General features: G+C 68.4%; 21 protein-coding genes. 10 read left to right on the top strand and 11 right to left on the bottom strand.

Annotation, left to right across the window (positions count from 1 at the left end; all coding sequences use genetic code 11):
• Positions 1-59: 59 nt before the first annotated feature.
• Positions 60-506: an energy transducer TonB gene (locus U8331_RS08260; protein ID WP_481130574.1), complete on the bottom strand. Its 447-nt coding sequence runs from the start codon at positions 504-506 to the stop codon at positions 60-62.
• A 4-nt stretch (positions 507-510) separates the two neighbouring features.
• On the bottom strand, positions 511-852 hold the full coding sequence (locus U8331_RS08255) for a 4a-hydroxytetrahydrobiopterin dehydratase (protein WP_481130573.1): 342 nt from the start codon (positions 850-852) through the stop codon (positions 511-513).
• Between the two features lie 100 nt (positions 853-952).
• On the opposite strand from U8331_RS08255, the gene U8331_RS08250 reads away from it, so the two are divergent.
• Entirely contained in the window at positions 953-1,549 is a 597-nt protein-coding gene (locus tag U8331_RS08250; RefSeq protein ID WP_481130572.1) for an NfuA family Fe-S biogenesis protein, read from the top strand.
• Positions 1,550-1,565: 16 nt separating this feature from the next.
• Positions 1,566-3,329 (top strand): serine/threonine-protein kinase, encoded by a 1,764-nt coding sequence (locus tag U8331_RS08245; RefSeq protein WP_481130571.1) that lies wholly within the window; start codon positions 1,566-1,568, stop codon positions 3,327-3,329.
• A gap of 134 nt (positions 3,330-3,463) precedes the next feature.
• Here U8331_RS08245 and U8331_RS08240 read toward each other — a convergent pair whose 3' ends face one another.
• Together U8331_RS08240 and U8331_RS08235 are read right to left on the bottom strand one after the other, a co-directional pair.
• On the bottom strand, positions 3,464-3,898 hold the full coding sequence (locus U8331_RS08240; RefSeq protein WP_481132931.1) for a c-type cytochrome: 435 nt from the start codon (positions 3,896-3,898) through the stop codon (positions 3,464-3,466).
• A gap of 20 nt (positions 3,899-3,918) precedes the next feature.
• Complete coding sequence (locus U8331_RS08235; RefSeq protein ID WP_481132930.1) at positions 3,919-4,278, bottom strand: c-type cytochrome; 360 nt, start codon at positions 4,276-4,278, stop codon at positions 3,919-3,921.
• 302 nt (positions 4,279-4,580) lie between these two features.
• On the opposite strand from U8331_RS08235, the gene U8331_RS08230 reads away from it, so the two are divergent.
• From U8331_RS08230 to U8331_RS08220, 3 genes are read left to right on the top strand one after another with little or no spacing between them, the layout of a single operon-like run.
• Complete coding sequence (locus U8331_RS08230) at positions 4,581-5,732, top strand: efflux RND transporter periplasmic adaptor subunit (RefSeq protein WP_481130570.1); 1,152 nt, start codon at positions 4,581-4,583, stop codon at positions 5,730-5,732.
• Between the two features lie 14 nt (positions 5,733-5,746).
• Complete coding sequence (locus tag U8331_RS08225; protein WP_481130569.1) at positions 5,747-9,235, top strand: efflux RND transporter permease subunit; 3,489 nt, start codon at positions 5,747-5,749, stop codon at positions 9,233-9,235.
• A complete protein-coding gene (locus U8331_RS08220; protein WP_481130568.1) occupies positions 9,232-12,306 on the top strand; it encodes an efflux RND transporter permease subunit in 3,075 nt (1,024 codons plus the stop codon). The genes U8331_RS08225 and U8331_RS08220 overlap by 4 nt, the downstream gene beginning before the upstream one ends.
• A 37-nt stretch (positions 12,307-12,343) precedes the next feature.
• Here U8331_RS08220 and U8331_RS08215 read toward each other — a convergent pair whose 3' ends face one another.
• From U8331_RS08215 to ykgO, 7 genes are all read right to left on the bottom strand, one after another.
• Positions 12,344-13,561, bottom strand: coding sequence for a TraB/GumN family protein (locus U8331_RS08215; RefSeq protein ID WP_481130567.1), 1,218 nt, complete (start codon positions 13,559-13,561; stop codon positions 12,344-12,346).
• A 153-nt stretch (positions 13,562-13,714) separates the two neighbouring features.
• Positions 13,715-14,638 (bottom strand): alpha/beta hydrolase, encoded by a 924-nt coding sequence (locus U8331_RS08210; protein ID WP_481130566.1) that lies wholly within the window; start codon positions 14,636-14,638, stop codon positions 13,715-13,717.
• A gap of 13 nt (positions 14,639-14,651) precedes the next feature.
• Positions 14,652-15,269 carry a TetR/AcrR family transcriptional regulator gene (locus U8331_RS08205; protein ID WP_481130565.1) on the bottom strand — a complete coding sequence of 206 codons (618 nt, stop codon included), beginning with the start codon at positions 15,267-15,269 and terminating at the stop codon, positions 14,652-14,654.
• 59 nt (positions 15,270-15,328) lie between these two features.
• Complete coding sequence (locus U8331_RS08200) at positions 15,329-16,213, bottom strand: carbon-nitrogen hydrolase (protein ID WP_481130564.1); 885 nt, start codon at positions 16,211-16,213, stop codon at positions 15,329-15,331.
• Positions 16,214-16,286: 73 nt separating this feature from the next.
• Positions 16,287-17,324 (bottom strand): agmatine deiminase family protein, encoded by a 1,038-nt coding sequence (locus tag U8331_RS08195; protein WP_481130563.1) that lies wholly within the window; start codon positions 17,322-17,324, stop codon positions 16,287-16,289.
• Between the two features lie 17 nt (positions 17,325-17,341).
• Entirely contained in the window at positions 17,342-17,662 is a 321-nt protein-coding gene (locus U8331_RS08190) for a hypothetical protein (protein WP_481132929.1), read from the bottom strand.
• A 221-nt stretch (positions 17,663-17,883) separates the two neighbouring features.
• Positions 17,884-18,009, bottom strand: coding sequence for a type B 50S ribosomal protein L36 (gene ykgO / locus U8331_RS08185; protein ID WP_005913193.1), 126 nt, complete (start codon positions 18,007-18,009; stop codon positions 17,884-17,886).
• 136 nt (positions 18,010-18,145) lie between these two features.
• Between ykgO and cmk the strand changes: the two genes are divergently transcribed.
• The 5 genes from cmk to lapB all read left to right on the top strand — a co-directional run bounded on the left by cmk (position 18,146) and on the right by lapB (position 22,694).
• Positions 18,146-18,838, top strand: coding sequence for a (d)CMP kinase (cmk, locus tag U8331_RS08180; protein WP_481130562.1), 693 nt, complete (start codon positions 18,146-18,148; stop codon positions 18,836-18,838).
• A 183-nt stretch (positions 18,839-19,021) separates the two neighbouring features.
• Positions 19,022-20,716: a 30S ribosomal protein S1 gene (gene rpsA / locus U8331_RS08175; protein ID WP_481130561.1), complete on the top strand. Its 1,695-nt coding sequence runs from the start codon at positions 19,022-19,024 to the stop codon at positions 20,714-20,716.
• 148 nt (positions 20,717-20,864) lie between these two features.
• Positions 20,865-21,167: an integration host factor subunit beta gene (locus U8331_RS08170; protein ID WP_481130560.1), complete on the top strand. Its 303-nt coding sequence runs from the start codon at positions 20,865-20,867 to the stop codon at positions 21,165-21,167.
• Between the two features lie 80 nt (positions 21,168-21,247).
• Positions 21,248-21,514 (top strand): lipopolysaccharide assembly protein LapA domain-containing protein, encoded by a 267-nt coding sequence (locus U8331_RS08165; RefSeq protein ID WP_481130559.1) that lies wholly within the window; start codon positions 21,248-21,250, stop codon positions 21,512-21,514.
• A 1-nt stretch (position 21,515) separates the two neighbouring features.
• Positions 21,516-22,694 (top strand): lipopolysaccharide assembly protein LapB, encoded by a 1,179-nt coding sequence (lapB, locus tag U8331_RS08160; protein WP_481130558.1) that lies wholly within the window; start codon positions 21,516-21,518, stop codon positions 22,692-22,694.

Raw genomic sequence — 22,694 nt, 5'->3', positions numbered from 1 at the left:
TCCGGTCACGGGCGCACGTGGGAATCAGGCAGAGCCACGGCCTGACTCCTCCTCTGGCGCTACCGCTGCTCCTCGTACTGGAAGCACAGGTCCGGCCGCAGTGTCGGCGGATTGAACGTGACCGGCACGCGCAGGTCGGTCTGGACCGGAGCGCCGTTGCGGGTCGCGGGACGGAAGCGCCATGTCTTCACGGCATCCAGCGCGGCCTGGTCCAGCTGCGGATGGCCGCTGCTGTTTTCCACCCGAATGTTCACGGGGCTTCCGTCGATGCTGATTTCCAGCAGCAGGCCCACGGTGCCACCCTTGTCGAAGCAGGCCAGCTCCGGTGGGTAGGCGGGCGGTGGCGTGTCGAGCGCGACCGGCTGGGTGGGGGCGACCATCATGCTGGTGTCCGGCGGACCGCCGCCGTCACAGCCGGCCAGCAGGGCCAGCGACACGAGCGCGCCGCCGATGACGAGCCGGGCGGCGCCGGGGCGGGACAGCTTGCCGGTCGAAATCTGGGTCATGGCGTTACTCCGTCAGGGATTCGGCCTTCGCCGCGCAGATGAAATCGTTCTCGCTGAGGCCGCCGACATCGTGGGTGGAATAGCGGACCACGCAACGGTCGTAGTGGACGCTCAGGTCGGGGTGGTGATCTTCCCGGTGCGCGATGAAGGCGAGGGCGTTCACGAAGGCCATCGTGCGGTAGTAGTCGCCGAAGCGGAAGGTCTTGACCAGCGCGTGCCCGTCCTCGGCCAGCTCCCAACCCGGAATCTCGGGCAGCAACTCGCGCACGCGCGCCTGGGTGAGCTTGTGTTCGCTGCCGCGTCGGGCGATGCAGTGGGCGCGGGCGAGGGGGATCAGGTCGTTCATGGCGGTTCCTCTGGCATGGCCGGCTGAACCAAACGCAGCGACCACGGTCGGACGGGAGGCAGGCGCGGTGTTGCCGCGCGCAGGTCGCTAGAATAGCCGCATGATCCAGATTTCCGAATCCGCCCAGATCCATTTCCGCAAGCTGATCGAGCGCGAGGCGCTGCCGGGCCTCGGCGTGCGCCTGTCGGCCGTGCATCCCGGTACGCCCCGCGCGGACGTGCGGCTCGAGTTCGCCGAGCCCGGCGACCTGCAGGGCGACGAGTGGGCAATCGACTGCGACGGCTTCACCCTGTGGCTGGAAGCGGCCAGCACGGGCTACCTCGACGGTGCGGAGATCGATTACGAGACCCGCAGCACCGGCGGTCAGCTGCAGATCCGAGCGCCGAAGATCAAGGGTGTGGCGCCGGGCGAAGCGGCATCGCTGGTCGAGCGCGTGCGCTACGTGGTCGAGCACGAGATCAATCCGCAATTGGCCATGCACCGCGGCAGCGTCGCCGTGCAGGAAGTGACCGCCGACGGCGTGGTGGTGCTGCGGTTCGGCGGTGGCTGCCACGGGTGCGGCATGGCCGACGTGACCCTCAAGCAGGGGATCGAAAAGACGCTGCTGGAGAAGGTGCCGGGGGTGACGGCGGTGCGGGACGCGACCGACCACGATACCGGCGCGGCACCTTACATCAGCCGCGACGACGCGGCCTGAGCCCGGCCCCGCGTCGTTGACGACCTCAGCCGACGCATGGATCCACGCGCTGCAGCGCCGCCTCCTGGTGCTGGCGCCGCACCGGCGTCGGCCGCCGGGAGAGTTCCCGCCCGGATGGCAGGGCTGGTTCGATTCGATGCGCCAGCGCCCCGGCGCGGTGACCGGCGCGCCGGCCGAAGCACTCGTGTCCGTGCTGGCCGGGAGACCCGTGGCCGGACCGGCACGCAGCACGCCGGAACTGACCCGGTGGCAGGCCTTCGTCGCGCTGTGGCGGCAACAGTGGAATCCGGCGGAACCGGAAGACCGCGGTGTGCGGTGGCTCGCGGGGAGTATCTCGGCGCTCTGCCACCTGCTGCTGGCGGCGATCCTGCTGTGGCTGATGTACGTCAGCCTGTTCGACGCGGCGCATGCACCGCCGAAGGGCGAAGAACTGGTGGTCCAGATCGAGTACATCGGCGAAGGAACGCCCGAGCAGGCCGGCGGCGGGGATGAACCCGCCCCCGCCCGTCCCACCACGGATCCCGCGCCGCCAGCCGTGCCGACCACCCCTTCACCCGCGCGCCCGGAGGCACCTTCAGCGCCGGCGGTGCCGAGCGAAGTGACGCCACCCCGTCCTACCGCCCAGGCGCTGCCTTCGGCCGTCGCCATGCCCGACCTGCAGGTCACCGCGCCGCCCGTGATCGAGCGCGAGGTGGCGATGTCGCCACCGGTTCCGGACGCGCAGCCCCTCACGGTCAGCGAGCCCACGCCCGAAGCCGAGCCGGAGTTCGTGCTCGCCCCGACCACGCCGAGGATCGAGGCGCCGGCGGTCACGATGCCGGCTCTGGAGGCAACCGCGCCGAGCGTGCAGGTGGTCGACATTCCCCGCGTGCCTCGCCCGGCCGTTCAGCGCCTGCCCGTGCAGGCGCCCGGTGCGCCGGTGCTGCAGGCCCGGGTGCCGGAAGTGGCGGAGCGCGACGTGCCGGCGCCCGTGCGTCGGCCTGCGCCACGGCAGATACGGGCGCCGGACGTGGCGACACCGGAGCTGCAGGCGCAGGTGCCAACGGTGCGCGAGCGCGACATTCCTCCGGTCCCGCAGCCGACGCCCGACGTGTCCGCGGCGGTCGCGTCCACTGCGCCCGCCCAGGCCGAATCCACGCCTGCCGCGGCGTCACCCACCCGGGCCGCCGCCAGCGCACCAACGTCACCGAGTTCCGCGGACGCTCCACCCGATGATGCCGCCGAGTCCGGTGCGCCGGTCGCCCACGCGGGTCCCGAGGAGCTTCCCGCCCCCGGCGGCTGGCCGGCTCCGGAACGTGCGGACGACTGGGGCGCCGCGCAGCGCGAGCAACCCGGCGCCCAGCGCGGCGAACCCCCGGGCCTGTACAACAGCGACGGCAGCGTCCGGCTGGCGGAAACGCCCGGATCCGCCTCGCCCGGCCAGCCGCCGGGCACCATCACCGAAGAGATCGCCGACCTCGACCGGGCCGGCACCTGGCTGCGGCGCCCGCCCACGGATTACGAGCCGACCGCGTTCGATAAATACTGGCGCCCCAACGAGACACTGCTGGAAGAGTGGGTGCGGCGCAGCGTCAAGACGATCCGCATTCCGATCCCCGGCACCAACAAGCACATCGTCTGCCAGACCGTGCTGCTGGTGGTGGGTGGCGGCTGCGGCATCGACGACCCCAACCTCAACGAGCAGCCCGCCACCGCCCGCCCGCCTCCGGACATTCCGTTCAAACCGGAGCTCCAGGAAGGCAATGGCAGTCTGCCACCGGGTGCGCGGACGGAAGGCTGAGCCTTCGGGCGGATTCCACGGAAGAATCCCGGGGCGGATGGCGGCGATGGGCTGCCGGCCCACCCATCCTCCGGCAACAAAAAAGCCTGCTTGCTGGCAGGCTTTCTTGCGTCCGATCCGGCGGTGCCGATGGATCAGTCGTTCATGTTGCTCAGGTCGACCAGCTGGCTTTCGCGGGAGGCGAAATAGGCCGAGAGGTCGGCGATCTGCTGGTCGGTCAGGGTCTTGGCCTGGGCGGACATCAGCGCGTGGTCGCGCTTGCCGCTGCGGTAGGACTCCAGCGCGTGGGCAAGGTAGTCCGCGTACTGGCCACCGAGCTTCGGATAGGTGGGGTCGATCGGTGCATTGCCTTCCGCGCCGTGGCAATCCACGCAGGACTGGCCGGTGGCCTGGCCCTTGGTGCTTGCCCGTTGCTCGCCGGCGGCGATGTTGCCCTTGGGCAGGCCGGCCGAGGAGGAGCCGGGGGCGGCGTGCTCGCCGGCTTCGGCGGCGTGTTCTTCCGATCCCGAGCACGCGGACAGCATCAGCGCGGCGGCGATGAGGGCAGGGGCGATGGCGAAGTTACGGATCGTCATGGACGTCTGCTCACTCACTTCAGGCTGGAAAGGAAGGCGGCGATGTCGGCGATGTCCTGCTCCGAGAAGCTCTCGGCCTGCGCCTGCATCGTGGGGTGCTCGCGCGAGCCCTGCTGGTAGGCCTGCAACGCATTGACCAGGTACTGCGCCGACTGTCCGCCGAGCTTCGGGACGTGGTAGTTCGGGTAGGCGTTCTTGTAACCCTCCACGCCATGGCAGCCGTGGCAGGTATAGGTCAGCAGGCGGCCCTTTTCGAGGTCGCCCTGCACCGCGCCGGACGCGGTGGGACCGGCGGCCGCCGCGGGTTCCTGGGCCATGGCCGGGAAGGCGAGGGCAGTGGTAAGCGCCAAGGCGGCGATCGTCAGCGGTCGCATCATGTCGTAATCCGCAATCTCTGGTAGCTGGCAAAGGTTCGAAGCTGGCTGTGCGGCGGGACGCGTGACCGCGGGCACCGCACACAATCCGTGGAGTATAGCTCGCGACCCCGGCTGAACGAAGCCCGTCCATGAAGTGCGGCCACCCGACCGGCCGCCGCCGCCACGCCCGTTACACCGGTGCCTTCACTCACCATGACCTTCGGCGCATGGGCGAAACGGGTGCCGGTGATATACCTACATACAACACCGGCATAGGCCGGCCCGACCACGTTTCCATATCACCACCCTGGGGTCTCCCGATGCGTCACCACACCGTTTCCCGCGCCCGCGGCCACCTGCGAGCCGCTGTACTCGCGCTGTCCTGTGCACTGGTTCTCGCCGCCTGCAACGGGGGCGCCCCCGGCGATGCCCAGGCCGCCGCTCCCGGCGCGGAGAAGGGCGCCGAGGCGGTGCCGGTCGAGGTGGCCCTGGTCGAACAGCGTGCCGTCGCGGCCAGCTATTCGGGCACGGCGCCGCTCGAGGCGCCCGCCGAGTCGCAGGTGGTGGCCAAGACCTCCGGCGTGGCGTTGAGCGTGCTGGTGGAGGAAGGCGACGTCGTGCGTGCCGGCCAGACCCTGGTGAGGCTGGACCCGGCGCGTGCCCAGCTGCAGGCGGCGCAGACCGCCGCGCAGATGCACAAACTGCAGAACCAGTTCCAGCGCGCGCAAACGCTGGCGAAGGAGCAGTTGATCGCGGCATCGGACTACGACCAGATCCGCTACGACCTCGAGAACGCCCGCGCCGCCAACCGCCTGGCCAACCTGGAGCTGTCCTACGCGGCGGTGCAGGCACCGATCAGCGGGGTGGTCGCGTCGGTCACGCCGAAGCCCGGCAACTTCGTCCAGATCAACACGCCGATCGTGCGGATCGTCGACACGTCCAGGCTTGAGGCGGTGCTCAACGTGCCCGAGCGGGAGCTGGCCACCATGCAGGCCGGGCTGCCGGTGGAACTGCGCGTCGACGCGCTGCCGGGCAAGGCGTTCACCGGCACGATCGACCGGGTCTCGCCGGTGGTCGACGCCGGCAGCGGCACGTTCCGGGTGTTCACCGAGTTCGACAGCGGCGGACTGCTGCAGCCGGGCATGTTCGGTCGCATCAGCATCGATTACGACAAGCGGGCCAATGCCACGGTGGTGCCACGCGCCGCGCTGCTCGAGGGCGGCGGGGAGGCGGCGGTCTTCGCCGTGCGCGACGGCAAGGTCGAGCGGGTCCCGCTCACGCTGGGCTACATCGACGGCCAGTGGGCGGAAGTCCGCGAAGGCCTGAAGGTGGGCGACCAGGTGGTGGTGGCCGGCAAGACCGCGCTGCGCGACGGCAGCGCCGTGGCGGTGATCGGCCAGCCCGGAAAGGCCGCAGTGGCGGCGGCGGAACCCGCCGGCGATGCCGCCGGCTCCGCCGCCAACCACCAGTAACCGGGGCTGCCTCCGTGAGCGACGCCAAGCATCCGTCGGGCGAGCGGTACGACTCGCACGCACCCCGCAGCTTCGACCTGGTCGAGTTCGCCACCCGGCGGCGGGTGACCATCGCGATGGTGACGATCAGCTTCCTGCTGTTCGGCCTGATCGCCCTGGGCAACCTCAAGGTCAACCTGCTGCCGGACCTGAGCTATCCCACCCTGACCGTGCGCACCGAGTACACCGGCGCGGCGCCGGCGGAAATCGAGACCCTGATCAGCGAGCCGGTCGAGGAGGCCGTCGGCGTGGTCAAGGGCCTGCGCAAGCTCAAGTCGGTGTCGCGCACCGGGCAGAGCGATGTCGTGCTCGAGTTCGCCTGGGGCACCGACATGGACCAGGCCAGCCTGGAGGTGCGCGACAAGATGGAAGCGCTGCAGATGCCGCTGGAGGCCGAGCCGCCGGTGCTGCTGCGCTTCAATCCGTCGACCGAACCCGTCCTGCGACTGGCGCTGTCGGCCAACGCCGGCGGAGACGCGATGGCGCAGTTGACCACGTTGCGCCGCTATGCCGATGACGACCTGAAGAAGAAGCTCGAGCCGGTCGAGGGCGTCGCGGCGGTCAAGGTCGGCGGCGGCCTGGAGGACGAGATCCAGGTGCTGATCGATCAGCAGAAGCTGGCGCAGCTCAACCTGCCGATCGAGACCGTGATCCAGCGCCTGCAGCAGGAAAACATCAACATCTCCGGCGGCCGTCTGGAGGAAGGCTCCCAGCGCTACCTGGTGCGCACGGTCAACCAGTTCGCCAGCGTCGAGGAGATCGGCAACATGCTGGTGTCCACCAGCAGCGGCGGGGACAGCGCGGCGCAGGACGCGGCCATGCAGATGGCGCGGGTCGCCGCGGCGACCGGTTCGGCCGACGCGATGGCGGCGGCCGCTTCGGTGCAGAACGCCTCGTCCGGTTCGGGTTCAGTGGTGGCCGGCGGCATGCCGGTGCGGCTGAAGGACGTCGCGATCGTGCGCCAGGGCCACAAGGAGCGCGAGGCGATCATCCGCCTGGACGGGCAGGAAGCGGTCGAGCTGGCGATCTACAAGGAAGGCGACGCCAATACCGTCGCCACCGCCGACGCCGTCCACGCGCGGATCGAGCAGATCCGCGAGCAGGTGCCCCCGGGCATCGAACTGACCGTCATCGAGGACCAGTCGACCTTCATCCGCCACGCCATCGCCGACGTCAAGCTCGATGCCGTCATCGGCGGCGCGCTGGCGATCCTGATCATCTTCCTGTTCCTGCGCGACGGCTGGAGCACGTTCGTGATCAGCCTGTCGTTGCCGGTGTCGATCATCACCACATTCTTCTTCATGGGCCAGCTGGACCTGAGCCTCAACGTGATGTCGCTCGGCGGACTGGCACTGGCCACCGGCCTGGTGGTGGACGATTCGATCGTGGTGCTGGAGTCGATCGCCAAGGCCCGCGAGCGCGGGCTGGGCATCCTGCAGGCAGCGATCCAGGGCACGCGCGAGGTCAGCATGGCGGTGGTCGCCTCGACCCTGACCACGATCGCGGTGTTCCTGCCGCTGGTGTTCGTCGAGGGCGTGGCCGGCGAGCTGTTCCGCGACCAGGCGCTGACGGTGGCGATCGCCATCGGCATATCGCTGGTGGTGTCGATGACGCTGATCCCGATGCTGAGCGCGCTCAAGGGCCGGCCGCCGATGTCGTTCCCGGAAGAGCCGCCGCACCCGAAGTGGCAGCCCGGCTCGAAGTTGCAGAAGCCGCTGGCGATGGCCGGCCGCGGCGCCGGTGCGGGCACGCGGGGCGGGTTCTTCGCCATCGCGTGGGTGGTGGTCCGCCTGTGGCGTCTGCTGGCCGCCGTCGTCGGCCCGGTCATGCGCAAGGCCAGCGATATCGCCATGGCGCCGTACGGTCGCGCCGAGCGCGGCTACCTGCGGCTGCTGCCTGCCGCATTGGCCCGTCCCTGGCTGGTGATGGGTTCGGCCGCCGCCGCGTTCGTGCTGACGCTGCTCCTGGTGCCGTTGCTGGGCGCCGACCTGATTCCGCAGCTGGCCCAGGACCGGTTCGAAATGACCGTGAAGCTGCCGCCCGGCACACCGCTGGCGCAGACCGACGCGCTGGTCCGCGAGCTGCAGGACGAGCACGCCGACGCGCCGGGTATCCACGCGCTGTACGGCGTCAGCGGCAGCGGCACGCGGCTGGACGCCAGCCCGACCGAGAGCGGCGAGAACATCGGCAAGCTCAGCATCGTGATGGCCGATGGCGGCAGCGAGGAGGTCGAAGCGGCCATGACCGAGCAGTTGCGCGACACCATGCGCAGCCATCCGGGCACGCAGGTCGATTTCAGCCGGCCGGAGCTCTTCAGCTTCTCGCCACCGCTGGAGATCGAACTGCAGGGCAATGACCTGGAAGCCATCGAGCGCGCCGGGCGGAAGATGGCGGAGCTGCTGCGGTCCAATCCGCATTACGCCGACGTCAGTTCGACGGTGGAGCAGGGTTTCCCCGAGATCCAGATCCACTTCGACCAGGAGCGCGCCGCGGCGCTGGGCCTGACCACCCGCCAGATCGCGGACGCGGTCGTGGCCAAGGTGCGGGGCGAGGTGGCGACCCGCTACAGCTTCCGCGACCGCAAGATCGACGTGCTGGTCCGCGCGCAGCAGACCGACCGCGCCTCGGTGGACGACATCCGCAACCTCATCGTCAATCCGTCCGGCGCTGCGCCGGTGCGGCTCGCATCGGTGGCGGACGTGGTCGCCACCACCGGCCCGAGCGAGATCCACCGCGCCGACCAGGTGCGGGTGGCGATCGTCTCGGCCAACCTGCGCGATATCGACCTGGGCAGCGCGGTGCAGGAAGTGCAGGCGCTGGTCGAGACCAACCCGCTGGGCGCCGATGTGCGCATGAACATCGGCGGCCAGGGCGAGGAACTGGAGCAGTCGGTGAAGTCACTGCTGTTCGCCTTCGGCCTGGCGATCTTCCTGGTCTATCTGGTGATGGCGTCGCAGTTCGAGTCGCTGCTGCACCCGTTCGTGATCCTCTTCACCATCCCGCTGGCGCTGGTCGGCGCGGTGCTGGCGCTGCTGCTGACCGGCTCCTCGGTATCGGTGGTGGTGTTCATCGGCTTGATCCTGCTGGTCGGCCTGGTGACCAAGAACGCGATCATCCTGATCGACAAGGTGAACCAGCTGCGCGAGGCCGGCGTGGCCAAGCGCGAGGCGCTGGTGGAGGGCGCCCGCTCGCGCCTGCGGCCGATCATCATGACCACGCTGTGCACGCTGTTCGGCTTCCTGCCGCTGGCGCTGGCGTTCGGCGAGGGGGCGGAAGTGCGCTCGCCGATGGCGATCACCGTGATCGGCGGCCTGCTGGTCTCCACGCTGCTGACCCTGGTGGTGATCCCGGTGGTGTACGACCGGCTGGACCGGCGTGCCGACGAGCACTACCGCGAGCGCGGCCGCCGTACGGCGCGGCTGTCCGGTGGCGCATCGGGTGACGAGGCGGAGCAGCCTGCATGAGCATCGCCGAGCTGAGCCTGAAACGGCCGGTCACCACGATCATGCTGTTCGTGTCGATGTTCGTCATCGGCCTGATCGCGGCGGTGCGGCTGCCGCTGGAAGCGCTGCCATCACTGTCGTTCCCGGCGGTGTTCGTGGAGTTCCCGTATCCCGGCTCGACTCCCGAGGAGGTCGAGCGCACCATCCTGCGGCCGGCGGAGGAAGCGCTGTCGACCATGAGCGGCCTGGAGCGGATGGAAGGCCGCGCCAGCGCCAGCGGTGCATTCGTCGGGGTGTTCTATTCGGACTGGGATACCGACGTGCAGATCGCCGCTTCCGAGGCGCGCGAACGCCTCGACGCCATCCGCGACGAACTGCCCGACGACCTGCAGCGTTACTTCGTCGGCAACTTCTCCACTGACGACGAGGCCATCCTGCAGGTCCGGCTGGCCGGCGAGCAGGACCTGACCGGTGCCTACGAGCTCATCGAGCGCGAGTTCCAGCGTCCGCTCGAGCGGGTAGCCGGCGTGGCCAAGGTCGACATTGCCGGCGCGCCGCCGAACGAGGTGGAAATCGCGATCGACCCGGAGCGCCTCGGCGCGCATGGGCTCAACCTCAACGAGCTGAGTACCCGCCTGCGCGCAGTGAACTTTTCGCTGTCGGCCGGACAGATCGAAGCGGGCGACCAGCGCCTGCGGGTGCAGCCGGTCGGTGAACTGACCGACCTGGACCAGCTGCGCGATCTGGTGATCAACGACCGTGGCCTGCGCCTGCGGGACGTTGCCGACATCCGGCTCAAGCCGCAGCGGATGGACTACGGACGCCGCCTCGACGGGCAGCCGGCCGTCGGGCTGGAGATATTCAAGGAGCGCAACGCCAACCTGGTGGAGGTGTCGAACGCCGCACTCGCGGAGATCGAGCGGATCCGCCAGCACCCCGAGCTCAGCGGCATCCAGGTCAAGGTGATCCAGAACCTCGGTGAGGACGTCACCAGCTCGCTGCTGGAGCTCGCTGAGGCCGGCGGTGTCGGTCTGGTGCTGTCGATCGCGGTGCTGTTCTTCTTCCTGCGCCATTGGCCATCGACGTTGATGGTGACGCTGGCGATCCCGATCTGCTTCGTGATGACGCTCGGCTTCATGTACTTCGCCGGCGTGACCCTCAACGTGCTGTCGCTGATGGGGCTGCTGCTCGCCGTCGGCATGCTGGTGGACAACGCCGTGGTGGTGGTGGAGAGCATCTACCAGGAACGCGAGAGGATGCCGGGGCAACCGATGCGGGCGTCGGTGATAGGCACCCGGAACGTGGCGATCGCGTTGTCGGCCGGCACCCTGTGCCACTGCATCGTGTTCGTGCCCAACCTGTTCGGCGAAACCAACGACATCAGCATCTTCATGTCGCAGATCGCGATCACCATCTCGGTGTCGCTGCTCGCGTCGTGGCTGGTCGCGGTCAGCCTGATTCCGATGTTGTCGGCGCGTATGAAGACGCCTCCGGCGGTACGCAACGAGCGCGGCATGATCCATCGCCTGCAGTCCCGCTATGCGCGTTTCCTGCGCTGGACGCTGGAGCATCGCGGCTGGAGCGTGTTGGGCATCCTGATGATCATCGCCCTCAGCTTCGTACCGATGACGCAGACCAAGTTCGACATGTTCGGCGGTGGTGAGGACAGCAGCGAGGCGAACATCTTCTACCAGTGGAACGGCAGCTACACCAAGGAGCAGATCTCCGAGGAGGTGAGCCGCGTTGAAGGTTTCCTGGACACCAACCGCGACCGTTTCGAGATCGTGCAGATCTACTCGTGGTTCAGCGAGCAGGGTTGGGCGGGTACGGAAGTCACCTTCGATGAGTCGGTCGAGGACACCAAGGTGCTGGTGGAAGCCATCGGCAAGGAGCTGCCGAAGTCGGCACGGGCCAAGATCGGCATTGGCGAGCGTGGCGGCAATGACGATGGCGGCAACGTGCAGGTCCAGCTGGTCGGTGACTCGACCGAAATGCTCACCGAACTGGCCAAGGACATCATTCCCGTCCTCGCCGGCAACGAACAGCTGCGCGACGTTCGCGTGGACAGTGGCGACCAGAACAGCGAGCTGACGGTGCGCGTCGACCGTGACCGCGCGGCGGCGTTCGGTTTCAGCGCGCAGGACGTCTCCCAGTTCGTGTCGCTGGCGCTGCGCGGAGCGCAACTGCGTGACTTCCGCCAGGGCGAGAACGAGGTGCCGGTCTGGGTACGCTTCGAGGATGCCGAGAGCTTCGGGGTCGAGGACATCGCCGGCTTCACCGTGCGTGCGCCGGACGGCCGCACCGTGCCGCTGATGGCGATGGTCGACGTGGCCGTGCAGCCGGCGGCCACCGAGATCCGCCGGAACGATCGCCAGACCACCCTGACCATCCAGGCGGGACTGGCCGGCGAGACCACGGTCCCACAGGCGCGCGAGGTGATGGAGCGCACCATGGAGAACGTCGCATTCCCGCCCGGCTACGGCTACAGCTTCGACGGCAGCGCGTTCCAGCGCGACCAGGACGCGAGCCAGCAGATGCTGTTCAACCTGGTCATCGCGCTGGTGATGATCTACGTGGTGATGGCGGCGGTGTTCGAGTCGCTGCTGTTCCCGTCGGCGATCATGAGCTGCGTGCTGTTTTCGATCCTCGGCGTGTTCTGGCTGTTCTGGCTCACCGGCACCACGTTCTCGGTGATGGCCTTCATCGGCATCCTGGTGCTGATGGGCGTGGTGGTGAACAACGGCATCGTCATGATCGAGCACATCAACAACCTGCGCCGCATGGGCCGGTCGCGCACCGACGCGCTGGTGGAGGGCAGCCGCGAACGCCTGCGTCCGATCATGATGACGATGGGCACGGCGATCCTGGCGATGGTGCCGATCGGCCTCAGCGAGACCGAGGTGCTCGGCGGCATCACCTACTTCCCGATGGCGCGTGCGGTGGCCGGTGGCTTGGCGTTCTCGACCGTGGTCAGCCTGCTGTTCCTGCCGACGATCTACGCGATCCTGGACGACATGCGTGGCGGCACGGTGCGGGTCGTGCGAAGGGCGCGGGGCGTGGCGCCCGCCGGCCAGCAGGCGCGGCCGGCGTGATAGCGGCGGCCCGCGTCGGGCGCGGGCCGCACACGGCTCAGAGCAGGGTGTTCAGCATCTTCAACCCGCCGGTCCACACGCCGATCGCGGTGCCCAGGCTGGTCAGGAAGAAGTTCAGCAGCACCCGAGCGACCCGGTTGCGCCACCAGCCCTTGATGGTCTGAACGTCGTCGCGCAACGCCATGAAGTCGGCGTAGGTCGGCTTGCGCAGCCAGGCTTCGGTCAACGCACTCAGCGTGCCCGAGGCGAGCGCGGGGTGCAGCGGGGTGATCGGCGAGGCGAGAAAGGCCACCACGATGCTGAGCGGATGCCCGCCGGCGAGGGCGCAGCCCAGCGCGCCCAGCGCGCCGGTCGCAAACACCCACTGCAGCAACAGGTCGGAGCCGACATCGAGCCCGCCTTGCCAGAAGCCCCAGGCAAACCCGCCGATGACGAACACCGCCAGCGCGAAAGTGAACCACGGGATGCCGCTCTTTTCCGGCAGTTGCTCGAGTTCCTCACGCACGTCGGGCGCAGCGCGGGTTTCCTCGCGCAGGTGGCGCGCCAGCCCCTGCAGATGACCCGCCCCCACCACCGCCAGCACCTCGCGCGGCCGGTCCGTCGCGTCGGCGACTTCGCGCAGGCGCGCGGCCATGTAGCGGTCGCGCTCGGCGATGACGGTTTCGTACATCGCCGGGCTCTCGCTGGCGAACTCGCTGAAACTCGCCTCGAGCATGTCGCCCTGCTTGAGCTTCTCGATTTCATCGCTTCCCACGTCCTCGCTGGCCAGCAGCGAGACCAGCAGCCCGCTGCCCAGCTTGGCCCGTCCCCAGAACCCGAGCCGGGCGGACGCGCGCTTGAAGGTCAGGCCGACCTCCCGGTCAATGAGGTGCATCGGAAGGCCGCGTTCGCGCGCCTGCAGTGCCGCAAGCTTGAGCTCCGCGCCGGGCTCGATTTCCAGTTGCTCGGCCAACCGGCGCTGGTAGGCCGAAAGCGCCAGGTTGGCGGCGAACATGGCGGTGCGTCCGGTGCGTATCACCTGGATCAGGTCGAGCCGTGCCAGCGCATCGGGCTCCGTCAGCGACTGCAGTCGCGGTGCATCCAGTTCGACCGCGACCGCGTCGAAACCGCCGCTGGCCACCGCCTCGCGCACGGCGTCCACGCTGGCCAGGGACACGTGTGCGGTGCCCAGCAGGGTGTATCGCACACCGTCGCGCTCGACGATGGCGTGCGGCTGCTCCCGCCAGTTCGGCGACGCGACGGTGGGGTCACTCATGGACGCTTCGCCGGGCGAGGCGACGGGGGAAGAGGGCATCGGGCACCGTGAACGAAAACGGCGCCGAGCGGCGCCGTGCAATGGGACGTCGGCAGAGCTTAGAGGCTGCTGGCAACAGCGGCAAACGCTCCGGCACGGTGCGACAGGAACCGCTCAGCCGACACCGAACGGGAGGTTGGGCGAGGAGACCACCCGCTCGCCGACGCGTTCGCCGCGGAGGAACCGCAGGCCCGCCGCGATGACCGTTGCTTCATCGACGATCCGGCGATGACCAAGCCCCTGGGTGCTCAACAGCCGGGCGCCCGGCCAGCAGCGCGCATAGCACTCCCCCTCCGACCATGGAACCTCGCGGTCGCCGAGATCGTGGACTATCAACGCTGGCCGGCCGATGCGGTGAACGAACCGGTGCGCCCGCTGCTCCTCGAACGTTATCCCGAGTGCCGCCTCGTAAAGATTGAACATGTGCCGGCACAGGTGTTCGGCCAGACCGACCATGCGGGCAAACCGGTGGGTCGCGTCCACCGGGTCGGCGGCCGGCGCGATCAGGATCGCGCGATCGGCAGCCAGCCCGCGGGCCAGCGCCAATGCCGACGCCGCGCCGCCGAGCGAATGTCCGATGACCGCGGCGGCCGGGCCATGTCGCCGCGCCACTTCCAGCAGCAGGTCGGTAAAGCCGGGCAGGGTGGTGCGCTGCCCGGTGCTGCGACCGTGGCCGATCTGGTCGAAGGCGACCACCGCGTAACCCGCAGCACGCAGTGGCTGAACCCACGGCAGGATGCGTCCGCCGTGGCTCGACCAGCCATGCGCGAACAGGACGTGGGGCTGCGTCGACGGGTCGCCCCACAAGTAGGTTGCGATCGATTCATTCCGGTACCGGAACTGCCCGACGCGCGCATCCATCGACGGCGAGCCGAGCGCTCGTGCCCGGCTGCCCGGCAATGGCGTGCAGAACAGGTCGGCTGCGCGACGGGCCGTCCAGGCGGGGGCCAGCCGGCTCCCACACGCGAAACCTAGACGGATTGAAATCAACGCGATGGAACGAACGATCGTGCTTATTCCAGGGAAGGGCGTCGTCATCGGCGTTCCTATGCTAGCGGGAGGAGAGTGGGGAGTACGAATCGAGCAGGCGGTCAAGCGCCGCCCGGCCCCGCGTCGATGCGGCGTCGTAACCGAACAGGCCGGCGTCATGGTGGACGACCAGCGCAAGCGCATACAGCTCGAATGCCAGCTGGTCGGCGTCCGTGCCGGCGCGCAGATCGCCGGTTTCCACCGCCAGTCGCACCGCGTGCGCCAGCGCCCCGCGCCACTGGGCCTGCTGCTGCAACAGCCGCTCGCGCTGCGGCCCCGGCCGGTCGTCGTATTCGGTGACCGCGGCCAGGACCAGGCAACCGCCGTCGCCGGCATGGCGCACCCACTCAAACCACGCGTGGACGATGGCCTTCAGCCGCGGCAGACCACGCGGGACCTTCATCGCCGGCCGGAACACGTGGGCGACGAAACGCTCGGCGGCCGAATCGAGCACGGCCAATTGCAGCTCTTCGCGTGAGCCGAAATGGGCGAAGACACCGCTCTTGGACATGCCCACCGCCGCCGCGAGCGGCCCGATGGACAGGCCTTCCACGCCCGCCGAGCACGCGATGCCGTAGGCCCGGTCGATGATGGCTTCGCGGGTGGCCGCGCCCTTGCCGGTGGCGGGGGATGGAGACATGCGCGAGAAAATAGCACGCCCGTTCTTTTTGTGGCGCACCGCCCGTCGGCGAGGCCGGCCTAGTCCCGGTAGCGCTTGAGCAGGTCGCCGTAGGCGTCGATGCGACGATCCCGCAGGAACGGCCAGATCCGCCGGACATGCTCGCTGCGCTGCATGTCGATCTCGGCCATGAGGATCTCCGGCTCCGCGCCGGCTTCGGCCAGGAATTCGCCCTGCGGGCCGAGCACGTGGCTGTTGCCCCAGAAATCGATCCCCGACGCCTGCGACGGCGACGGCTCGTGCCCGACGCGGTTGCACGACAGCACCGGCACTCCGTTGGCGACCGCGTGGCCGCGATGGCTGAGGATCCAGGCATCGCGCTGGCGGTTCTTCTCGGCCTGGTCGTCGTCGGGGTCCCAGCCGATCGCCGTCGGGTACAGCAACAGCTCGGCACCGGCCAGCGCCATCAAGCGGGCACCCTCGGGATACCACTGGTCCCAGCAGACCAGCACGCCCAGGCGCCCCACCGACGTGTCGATCGGATGGAATCCGATGTCGCCGGGGGTGAAGTAGAACTTCTCGTAAAAGCCCGGATCGTCCGGGATGTGCATCTTGCGGTACTTGCCGGCGACGCTGCCGTCCTTTTCGAACACCACCGCGGTGTTGTGGTACAGGCCCGCGGCGCGACGCTCGAACAGCGAGCTGACCAGCACGACGCCATGTTCCCGGGCCAGCCGGCCCAGGCGCTCGGTGCTGGGGCCGGGGATCGGCTCGGCCAGTTCGAACTCGCAGACATTCTCGTGCTGGCAGAAGTAGGCACCGTTGTGGAGTTCCTGCAGCAGCACCAGCCGGGCGCCACGCTTGGCGGCCTCGGCCACGCGCTGCTCGATCACCGACAGGTTGGCCTCGGCGTCTCCATGGTTGCGCTCCTGGATCAGGGCGACGGGCAGGGTTTGCGTCTTCATCTGTACATCCGGGTGGCGCCACCGTCATCGGCGGCTCGACGGTCACGATCGCACGGCGACCGTGGCCGGAGGGTCAAGCGGCGAGGACGCCTTGGGGCAGCTGCATGGTGATGCAGTGCAGGCTGCCGTTCTGCCAGATCAGCGGGCGGCACGGCACCTGGACGATCTCGCGGTCCGGGAAGGCTCGAGCGAGCACCGCGGCCGCCTCGTCGTCGGCGCGATCGCCGTAGGCCGGCATCAGCACGGCGCCGTTGACGATGAGGAAGTTCGCGTAGCTCGCGGCAAGGCGCCGGTTATCGTCGATGACCGGCTGCGGCCATGGCAGCTCGAACAGGCGGTAGGGCTGGCCGTCGCGGGTGCGCAGGGCCGCCAGTTCAGCGCCCATCGCCTGCAGTTCGGCGTAATGCGAGTCGTGCGGGTCGTCGCAGCCCTGGTAGACGATCGCATCCGGGGCGGCGAAGCGGGCGAGGGTGTCGATGTGGGCGTCGGTGTCGTCGCCCTCCAGGTAGCCATGGTCGAGCCACAGCACGCGGTCCTGTTGCAACCATTCGGCCAGGCGCGCGCCCAGTTCGGCACGCGACGCCTGCGGGTGGCGTTCGTGCAGGCACTGCCAGGTGGTCAGCAGGGTGCCCGCACCGTCGGTTTCGATCGCGCCGCCCTCCAGGGCGAAGTCGATGTTCTCGCGTTCGCTGTCGCGGAACGTGCGCAACCCCACCAGCTCCTGCACGAGTCGATCGTCGCGCCCGGCCTCGAACTTGCCACCCCAGCCGGTGAAGCGGAAATCGAGCAGGCGGAAACCACCGGCGTCACGCAGGGTGATCGGCCCGGAGTCGCGCAACCAGGTGTCGTCGTAGTGAAGCTCGACGAACCGCACCCGCTGCATGTCGATGCGGGCGGAGGCGAGACGGGCTTGCGCGTAGGCCTGCACGTCGTCGTCGGCCACGCACACCAGCAACGGCTGGAAACGGGTGATGGCCGCGACCAGGGCGATGTAGGTTTCCTCGACCTCGCCGAGCCGCTCGGCCCAATCGGTGTCGGCATGGGGCCACGCGATCAGGATCGCGTCCTGCGGCTCCCATTCGGCGGGGAAGCGTGCTGCGGATTCACTCATGGATGGTGCGGGCTCGCTCAGAGGATGGGCGGCTTCGGGCCGATTTCGGTGGCGTCGGCCTTGTTCGCCACCACGTCGATCACCCGGTCGCGCTCGAAGTAAACGGTGAAGGCGGGGTACACCCAGCGATTGATGGTCGGCCACTGGCTCTTCTGGCCGCCGCGCGGATCCATGCGGTCGGCGGGTACGCCGTAACGGGCCTCGACCTGCGCCATGGTCTGGCCGCGTGCGGGCAGGGCGGCCGGAGTTTCCTCCTGCACCCGCTCGATCAGCAGGGTTTCGGCGCTGGCGGTCGCGGCCACGGCGAGCAGGGCGACCAGCGGGAGCGTGGCGAGCATCGGTTTCACGATCGACTTCATGAGTTCCCCTCTTCAAACCTGAATGGTTTCGAGACCCGCGATTGTATGCGCACGCACGTGGTCCGTCGGCATCGGCATCACGGATCGCGGCGCCGGGTGATCCAGTGGCGCCAAAACAAAAAGCCGCCCGGAGGCGGCTTCTTGCTTGAGCAGGTCGAACCCGGCGGCAGGGCGCGGTTTGCGCCGTGCGCACCACCACTTCAGCGCTGGCGCGCCTTGAAGCGGGGGTTGGACTTGCAGATTACGAAAACCTTGCCGCGGCGGCGGACGACCTTGCAGTCGCGGTGACGGGTCTTCGCCGACTTCAGGGAGGACAGGACCTTCATGACAGACCTCGGCAAACAGGGAAATTGGCAAGCCCGCAATGATAGCGGGTGTTCGTTCCTGCAGGCAAGTACTGGTTGGCTCGTGTCTTTTCCCGGTCGTGCACGTGGTCGGGCCGGTCGCCCGCATAATGGGTGAATGACGACCCACGACATCCCGGTACTCACCATCGACGGCCCTTCCGGATCCGGAAAGGGCACCATCAGCCGCCTCGTCGCCCGCCGACTGGGGTGGCATTACCTCGACTCCGGCGCGCTGTACCGCGCCATCGGTGTCGCTGCGGGCTGGGGCGACCTCGACCTTGCGGACCCGGCGGCACTGGTTCGCTGCGCATTCGACACCGAAATCGGCTTTCGCGACGAGGGCGACGAGCTGCGCGTGCTGATCAATGGCCAGGACGCGACCGACGAGCTGCGGACCGAAACCGCGGGCGCCGCCGCCTCGGCGATCGCCGCGATCCCGGAAGTCCGTGCGGCGTTGAAGGACCGGCAGCGGGTGTTCCGCCGCGCTCCGGGGCTGGTCGCCGACGGGCGCGACATGGGCACGGTCATTTTCCCCGATGCCGCCTACAAGGTGTTCCTCACCGCCAGTGCCGAGGAACGGGCCGAGAGGCGCTATAAGCAGTTGAATGACAAGGGGGTTTCCGTTACATTGGCTGGTCTGCTGCGGGAGATTCTGGCCCGCGACGCCCGCGATGCCAGTCGCGCGGTGGCTCCGCTCCGCCCGGCCGAGGATGCCGTGCGGATCGACACCACCGGACTTGGTATCGACGAGGTGGTCGACCGCGTGCTGGCGCTGCTGCCGGTACGCGAAGACGGATCGGGGGCCTGAACGACCGCGGCAGAACAGCCCCGCCACGCGGCATGGTGCAGCGCGGCGGATCAACCAACCGACACATGGTGCAGCGGCATCGCACCACATCAACGGGTGGGTCGACCACGTGTTGCCTGCGCTGCCCTGTCGGGAGCGAGTGCCAACCGGTGCGGCCCGTGTGTTCAACCGGATATTTTTCCAATGACCGAATCATTTGCCGAACTGTTCGAACAGAGCCAGCAGTACCTGGCCAAGCTGAAGCCAGGCGCCATCGTCACCGGTACCGTCGTCGAGGTCCGTGGCGACGTGGTGGTGATCAACGCCGGCCTGAAGTCCGAAGGCATCGTGCCGATCGAGCAGTTCCGTAACGACGCCGGCGAGATCGACGTGGCCGAGGGCGACCAGGTCAAGGTCGCGCTGGACTCCATCGAGAACGGCTTCGGCGAAACCGTGCTCTCGCGCGAGAAGGCCAAGCGCGCGATGGTGTGGGACGAGCTCGAAGAGGCGCTCGAGAAGAACGAGACCATCACCGGCCGCATCAGCGGCAAGGTCAAGGGTGGCTTCACCGTCGACATCAAGGACGTCCGCGGCTTCCTGCCCGGCTCGCTGGTCGACGTGCGCCCGGTGCGCGACTCGACCTACCTGGAAGGCAAGGAGCTCGAGTTCAAGCTGATCAAGCTGGACCGCAAGCGCAACAACATCGTCGTCTCCCGCCGTGCGGTGGTCGAGAGCGAGCACTCGGAAGAGCGCGAGCAGCTGATGGAGAAGCTGGTCGAGGGCGCGATCCTGAAGGGCGTGGTCAAGAACCTCACCGACTACGGCGCGTTCGTGGACCTGGGCGGCATCGACGGCCTGCTGCACATCACCGACATGGCCTGGAAGCGCGTGCGCCATCCGTCCGAGGTGGTGGAAGTCGGCCAGGAGCTCGACGTCCGCGTACTCAAGTACGACCGCGAGCGCAACCGCGTCAGCCTCGGTCTCAAGCAGCTGGGCGAGGATCCGTGGGAGAACATCTCGCGCCGTTACCCGGCCGACACCCGCGTGTTCGGCAAGGTCTCCAACGTCACCGACTACGGCGCGTTCGTCGAGATCGAGCCGGGCGTCGAAGGCCTGGTGCACGTCTCCGAGATGGATTGGACCAACAAGAACGTCAACCCGTCCAAGATCGTGCAGGTCGGCGACGACGTCCAGGTCATGGTGCTGGACGTGGACGAGGAGCGTCGCCGCATCTCGCTCGGCATGAAGCAGGTCACCAGCAATCCGTGGGAGACCTTCGCCGTGCTGCACAAGAAGGGCGACAAGGTCGAGGGCCAGATCAAGTCGATCACCGACTTCGGCATCTTCATCGGCCTGGACGGCGGCATCGACGGCCTGGTCCACCTGTCCGACATCAGCTGGAACACCACTGGCGAGGACATCGTCCGCAACTTCAAGAAGGGCGACACCCTTGAAGCGGTCGTGCTGGCGGTCGATCCGGAGCGCGAACGCATCTCGCTGGGCGTCAAGCAGCTCGAGCAGGATCCGTTCGGCCAGTACATGGCGTCGAACGCGAAGGGCTCGATCGTCACCGGCAAGGTCAAGGAAGTCGACGCCAAGGGCGCCACGATCGAGCTGGCCGATGGCATCGAGGGCTACATCGCCGCCCGCGACATCGCCAAGGAGCGCGTGGACGACGCCACCAAGTACCTGAAGGTTGGCGACGACGTCGAGGCACGCTTCATCGGCATGGACCGCAAGGGCCGCACGATGCAGCTGTCGATCAAGGCGAAGGATGAGGCGGAGATGCAGGAGGCCGTGGCCGACTACAACCGCTCCGCCGCTTCGGCCGAGGCGGCCAGCGGCACCACCAAGCTGGGTGCCCTGCTGCGCGAGCAGCTCAACAGCAAGTCCGAGTAACCGGTCTGCTGCGCGATGCCCCGCGCATCGTGGTAACAGGGAACGGCCCGGCTCCGGCCGGGCCGTTCCTTTTTTTGCATCACTGCCTTTCTGCTCCACCTGTCACTGGCGCCATCGCTCCGAGCCGCCTGTCGAGTGCCGCACATCCATGACCAAGTCAGAACTGATCGAGATCCTTTCCCAGCGCCAGGCTCACCTGAAGAGCGAGGACGTGGATCTGTCGGTCAAGGCGCTGCTCGACATGATGGGCGGGGCGCTGGCCGATGGTGAGCGCATCGAGATCCGCGGTTTCGGCAGCTTCTCGCTGCACTACCGCCCGCCCCGGCTGGGGCGCAATCCCAAGACCGGCGAATCGGTGGCGCTCGCCGGCAAGCACGTTCCCCATTTCAAGCCCGGCAAGGAGCTGCGCGAGCGCGTCAGTAACGCCGTGCCGATGGACGAAGGCGACTGAGTCCCGCATCGCCCGTTGCCGTGCCTGCGTCGCAGGTCGGCTAAGCTAAACACCGAACAGGGAGCCGTCCGGAGACCGCCATGCGTTTGATCCGCTATCTCGTCGCGTTTGCATGCCTCGCGGTGGGCGCGGTCATCGGTGCACTCAACCGGCAACTGGTGTCGGTCGATCTCGGCGTGATCCAGGTGCCGACCAACCTCGGCGTGGCGTTGATCATCGCGCTCCTGCTGGGCGTGCTGCTTGGGGGCATGGCGATCAGCGCGAGCGTGGTCCTGCCGCTGCATCGCCGTCTTGCCCGGACCCAACGCCAGCCGTCGCTCCCCGGGGACACAGGCAACAAGGACTGACATGGCCTTCATCGACGAGTGGTTCTGGTTCTTCCTTTTGTTGCCCATCGCGGCCGTGAGCGGCTGGGTGATCGGCCGCCGTGGCGGCGAGCGCCACAGCGACACCCAGGTCAGCCGCCTGTCGACCACGTACTTCCGCGGCCTCAACTATCTGTTGAACGAGCAGCCGGACAAGGCGATCGAGCTCTTCCTGCACATCGCCGAACTCGACAAGGACACGTTCGAGACACAGGTCGCCCTCGGGCATCTGTTCCGCCGCCGCGGCGAAGTCGACCGCGCGATCCGCCTGCACCAGGCACTGGTCCAGCGTCCGGGCCTGAGCGATCAGCAGAAGGTGCAGGCACTGCTCGCGCTGGGCGAGGACTACATGCGCTCCGGCCTGCTCGATCGCGCCGAAACCGTCTTCAGTGACCTGGTCGACCTGGACATGCGGGCGCCGCTCGCGCTGCGTCACCTGATCAACATCTACCAGTCCGAACGCGACTGGGACAAGGCGATCGAGAATGCGCAGCGTTACGAGGCGGCCACCGACGAGCCGATGGGCAAGCTGATCGCACAGTTCGAATGCGAACTGGCCGAGCGCCACCGCGCCGCCGGCGATAGCGACGCGGCGCGCGCAGCGGTCGCGAGGGCCTACCAGGCCGACGCGAATTCGGTGCGTGCGGGCATGCTGGAAGGCCGGATCGAAACCGAGGCCGGCAACCACCAGGCGGCGATCCGGGCGTTCGAACGCGTGGCCCGCCACGACCCCGATTACCTGCCGGAAGTGCTGCCGACACTCCTGTCGAGCTACGAGCACGTCGGCGACGCCCCGGGCGCTCGCGCGTTCCTCGCCGAGATGTGCGAGCACTACCGCGGCATCGCGCCGGTGCTGGCGCTGACCCGGATGGTCGAGGCGGGCGAGGGCGTGTCCGCCGCGCGCGCGTACCTGGCGCAGCAGCTCAAGGACCGGCCGTCGGTGCGGGGCGAAGCGGCGCTGATCGACCTGACCCTGGCTGAAGGGGCCGACCCATCGGCGACCCTGTTCGACCTCAAGCACATCACCGACCAGCTGCTCGTGCGCAATCCGAGCTATCGCTGCAACCGTTGCGGATTCGGTGCGCGCAGCCATCACTGGCAGTGCCCCAGTTGCAAGGAGTGGGGCACCATCAAGCCGCTGCTCAACTACGCGGTGGTCTGA

Source organism: Lysobacter sp. CC-YZS074, assembly GCF_056739745.1.
The sequence above is the reverse complement of the archived record's forward strand: the minus strand, read 5'-3'. Positions and strand labels throughout refer to the sequence as shown.

Bases quoted from the DNA above. Each gene is read 5' to 3' on its own strand.
- U8331_RS08255 (WP_481130573.1), bottom strand. From the start codon at position 852: ATGAACGACCTGATCCCCCTCGCCCGCGCCCACTGCATCGCCCGACGC.
- U8331_RS08235 (WP_481132930.1), bottom strand. From the start codon at position 4,278: ATGCGACCGCTGACGATCGCCGCCTTGGCGCTTACCACTGCCCTCGCC.
- rpsA (WP_481130561.1), top strand. From the start codon at position 19,022: ATGACCGAATCATTTGCCGAACTGTTCGAACAGAGCCAGCAGTACCTG.
- lapB (WP_481130558.1), top strand. From the start codon at position 21,516: ATGGCCTTCATCGACGAGTGGTTCTGGTTCTTCCTTTTGTTGCCCATC.
- ykgO (WP_005913193.1), bottom strand. From the start codon at position 18,009: ATGAAGGTCCTGTCCTCCCTGAAGTCGGCGAAGACCCGTCACCGCGAC.
- U8331_RS08165 (WP_481130559.1), top strand. From the start codon at position 21,248: ATGCGTTTGATCCGCTATCTCGTCGCGTTTGCATGCCTCGCGGTGGGC.
- U8331_RS08195 (WP_481130563.1), bottom strand. From the start codon at position 17,324: ATGAGTGAATCCGCAGCACGCTTCCCCGCCGAATGGGAGCCGCAGGAC.
- U8331_RS08250 (WP_481130572.1), top strand. From the start codon at position 953: ATGATCCAGATTTCCGAATCCGCCCAGATCCATTTCCGCAAGCTGATC.
- cmk (WP_481130562.1), top strand. From the start codon at position 18,146: ATGACGACCCACGACATCCCGGTACTCACCATCGACGGCCCTTCCGGA.
- U8331_RS08260 (WP_481130574.1), bottom strand. From the start codon at position 506: ATGACCCAGATTTCGACCGGCAAGCTGTCCCGCCCCGGCGCCGCCCGG.
- U8331_RS08230 (WP_481130570.1), top strand. From the start codon at position 4,581: ATGCGTCACCACACCGTTTCCCGCGCCCGCGGCCACCTGCGAGCCGCT.
- U8331_RS08205 (WP_481130565.1), bottom strand. From the start codon at position 15,269: ATGTCTCCATCCCCCGCCACCGGCAAGGGCGCGGCCACCCGCGAAGCC.
- U8331_RS08220 (WP_481130568.1), top strand. From the start codon at position 9,232: ATGAGCATCGCCGAGCTGAGCCTGAAACGGCCGGTCACCACGATCATG.
- U8331_RS08190 (WP_481132929.1), bottom strand. From the start codon at position 17,662: ATGCTCGCCACGCTCCCGCTGGTCGCCCTGCTCGCCGTGGCCGCGACC.
- U8331_RS08170 (WP_481130560.1), top strand. From the start codon at position 20,865: ATGACCAAGTCAGAACTGATCGAGATCCTTTCCCAGCGCCAGGCTCAC.
- U8331_RS08210 (WP_481130566.1), bottom strand. From the start codon at position 14,638: ATGACGACGCCCTTCCCTGGAATAAGCACGATCGTTCGTTCCATCGCG.
- U8331_RS08215 (WP_481130567.1), bottom strand. From the start codon at position 13,561: ATGAGTGACCCCACCGTCGCGTCGCCGAACTGGCGGGAGCAGCCGCAC.
- U8331_RS08200 (WP_481130564.1), bottom strand. From the start codon at position 16,213: ATGAAGACGCAAACCCTGCCCGTCGCCCTGATCCAGGAGCGCAACCAT.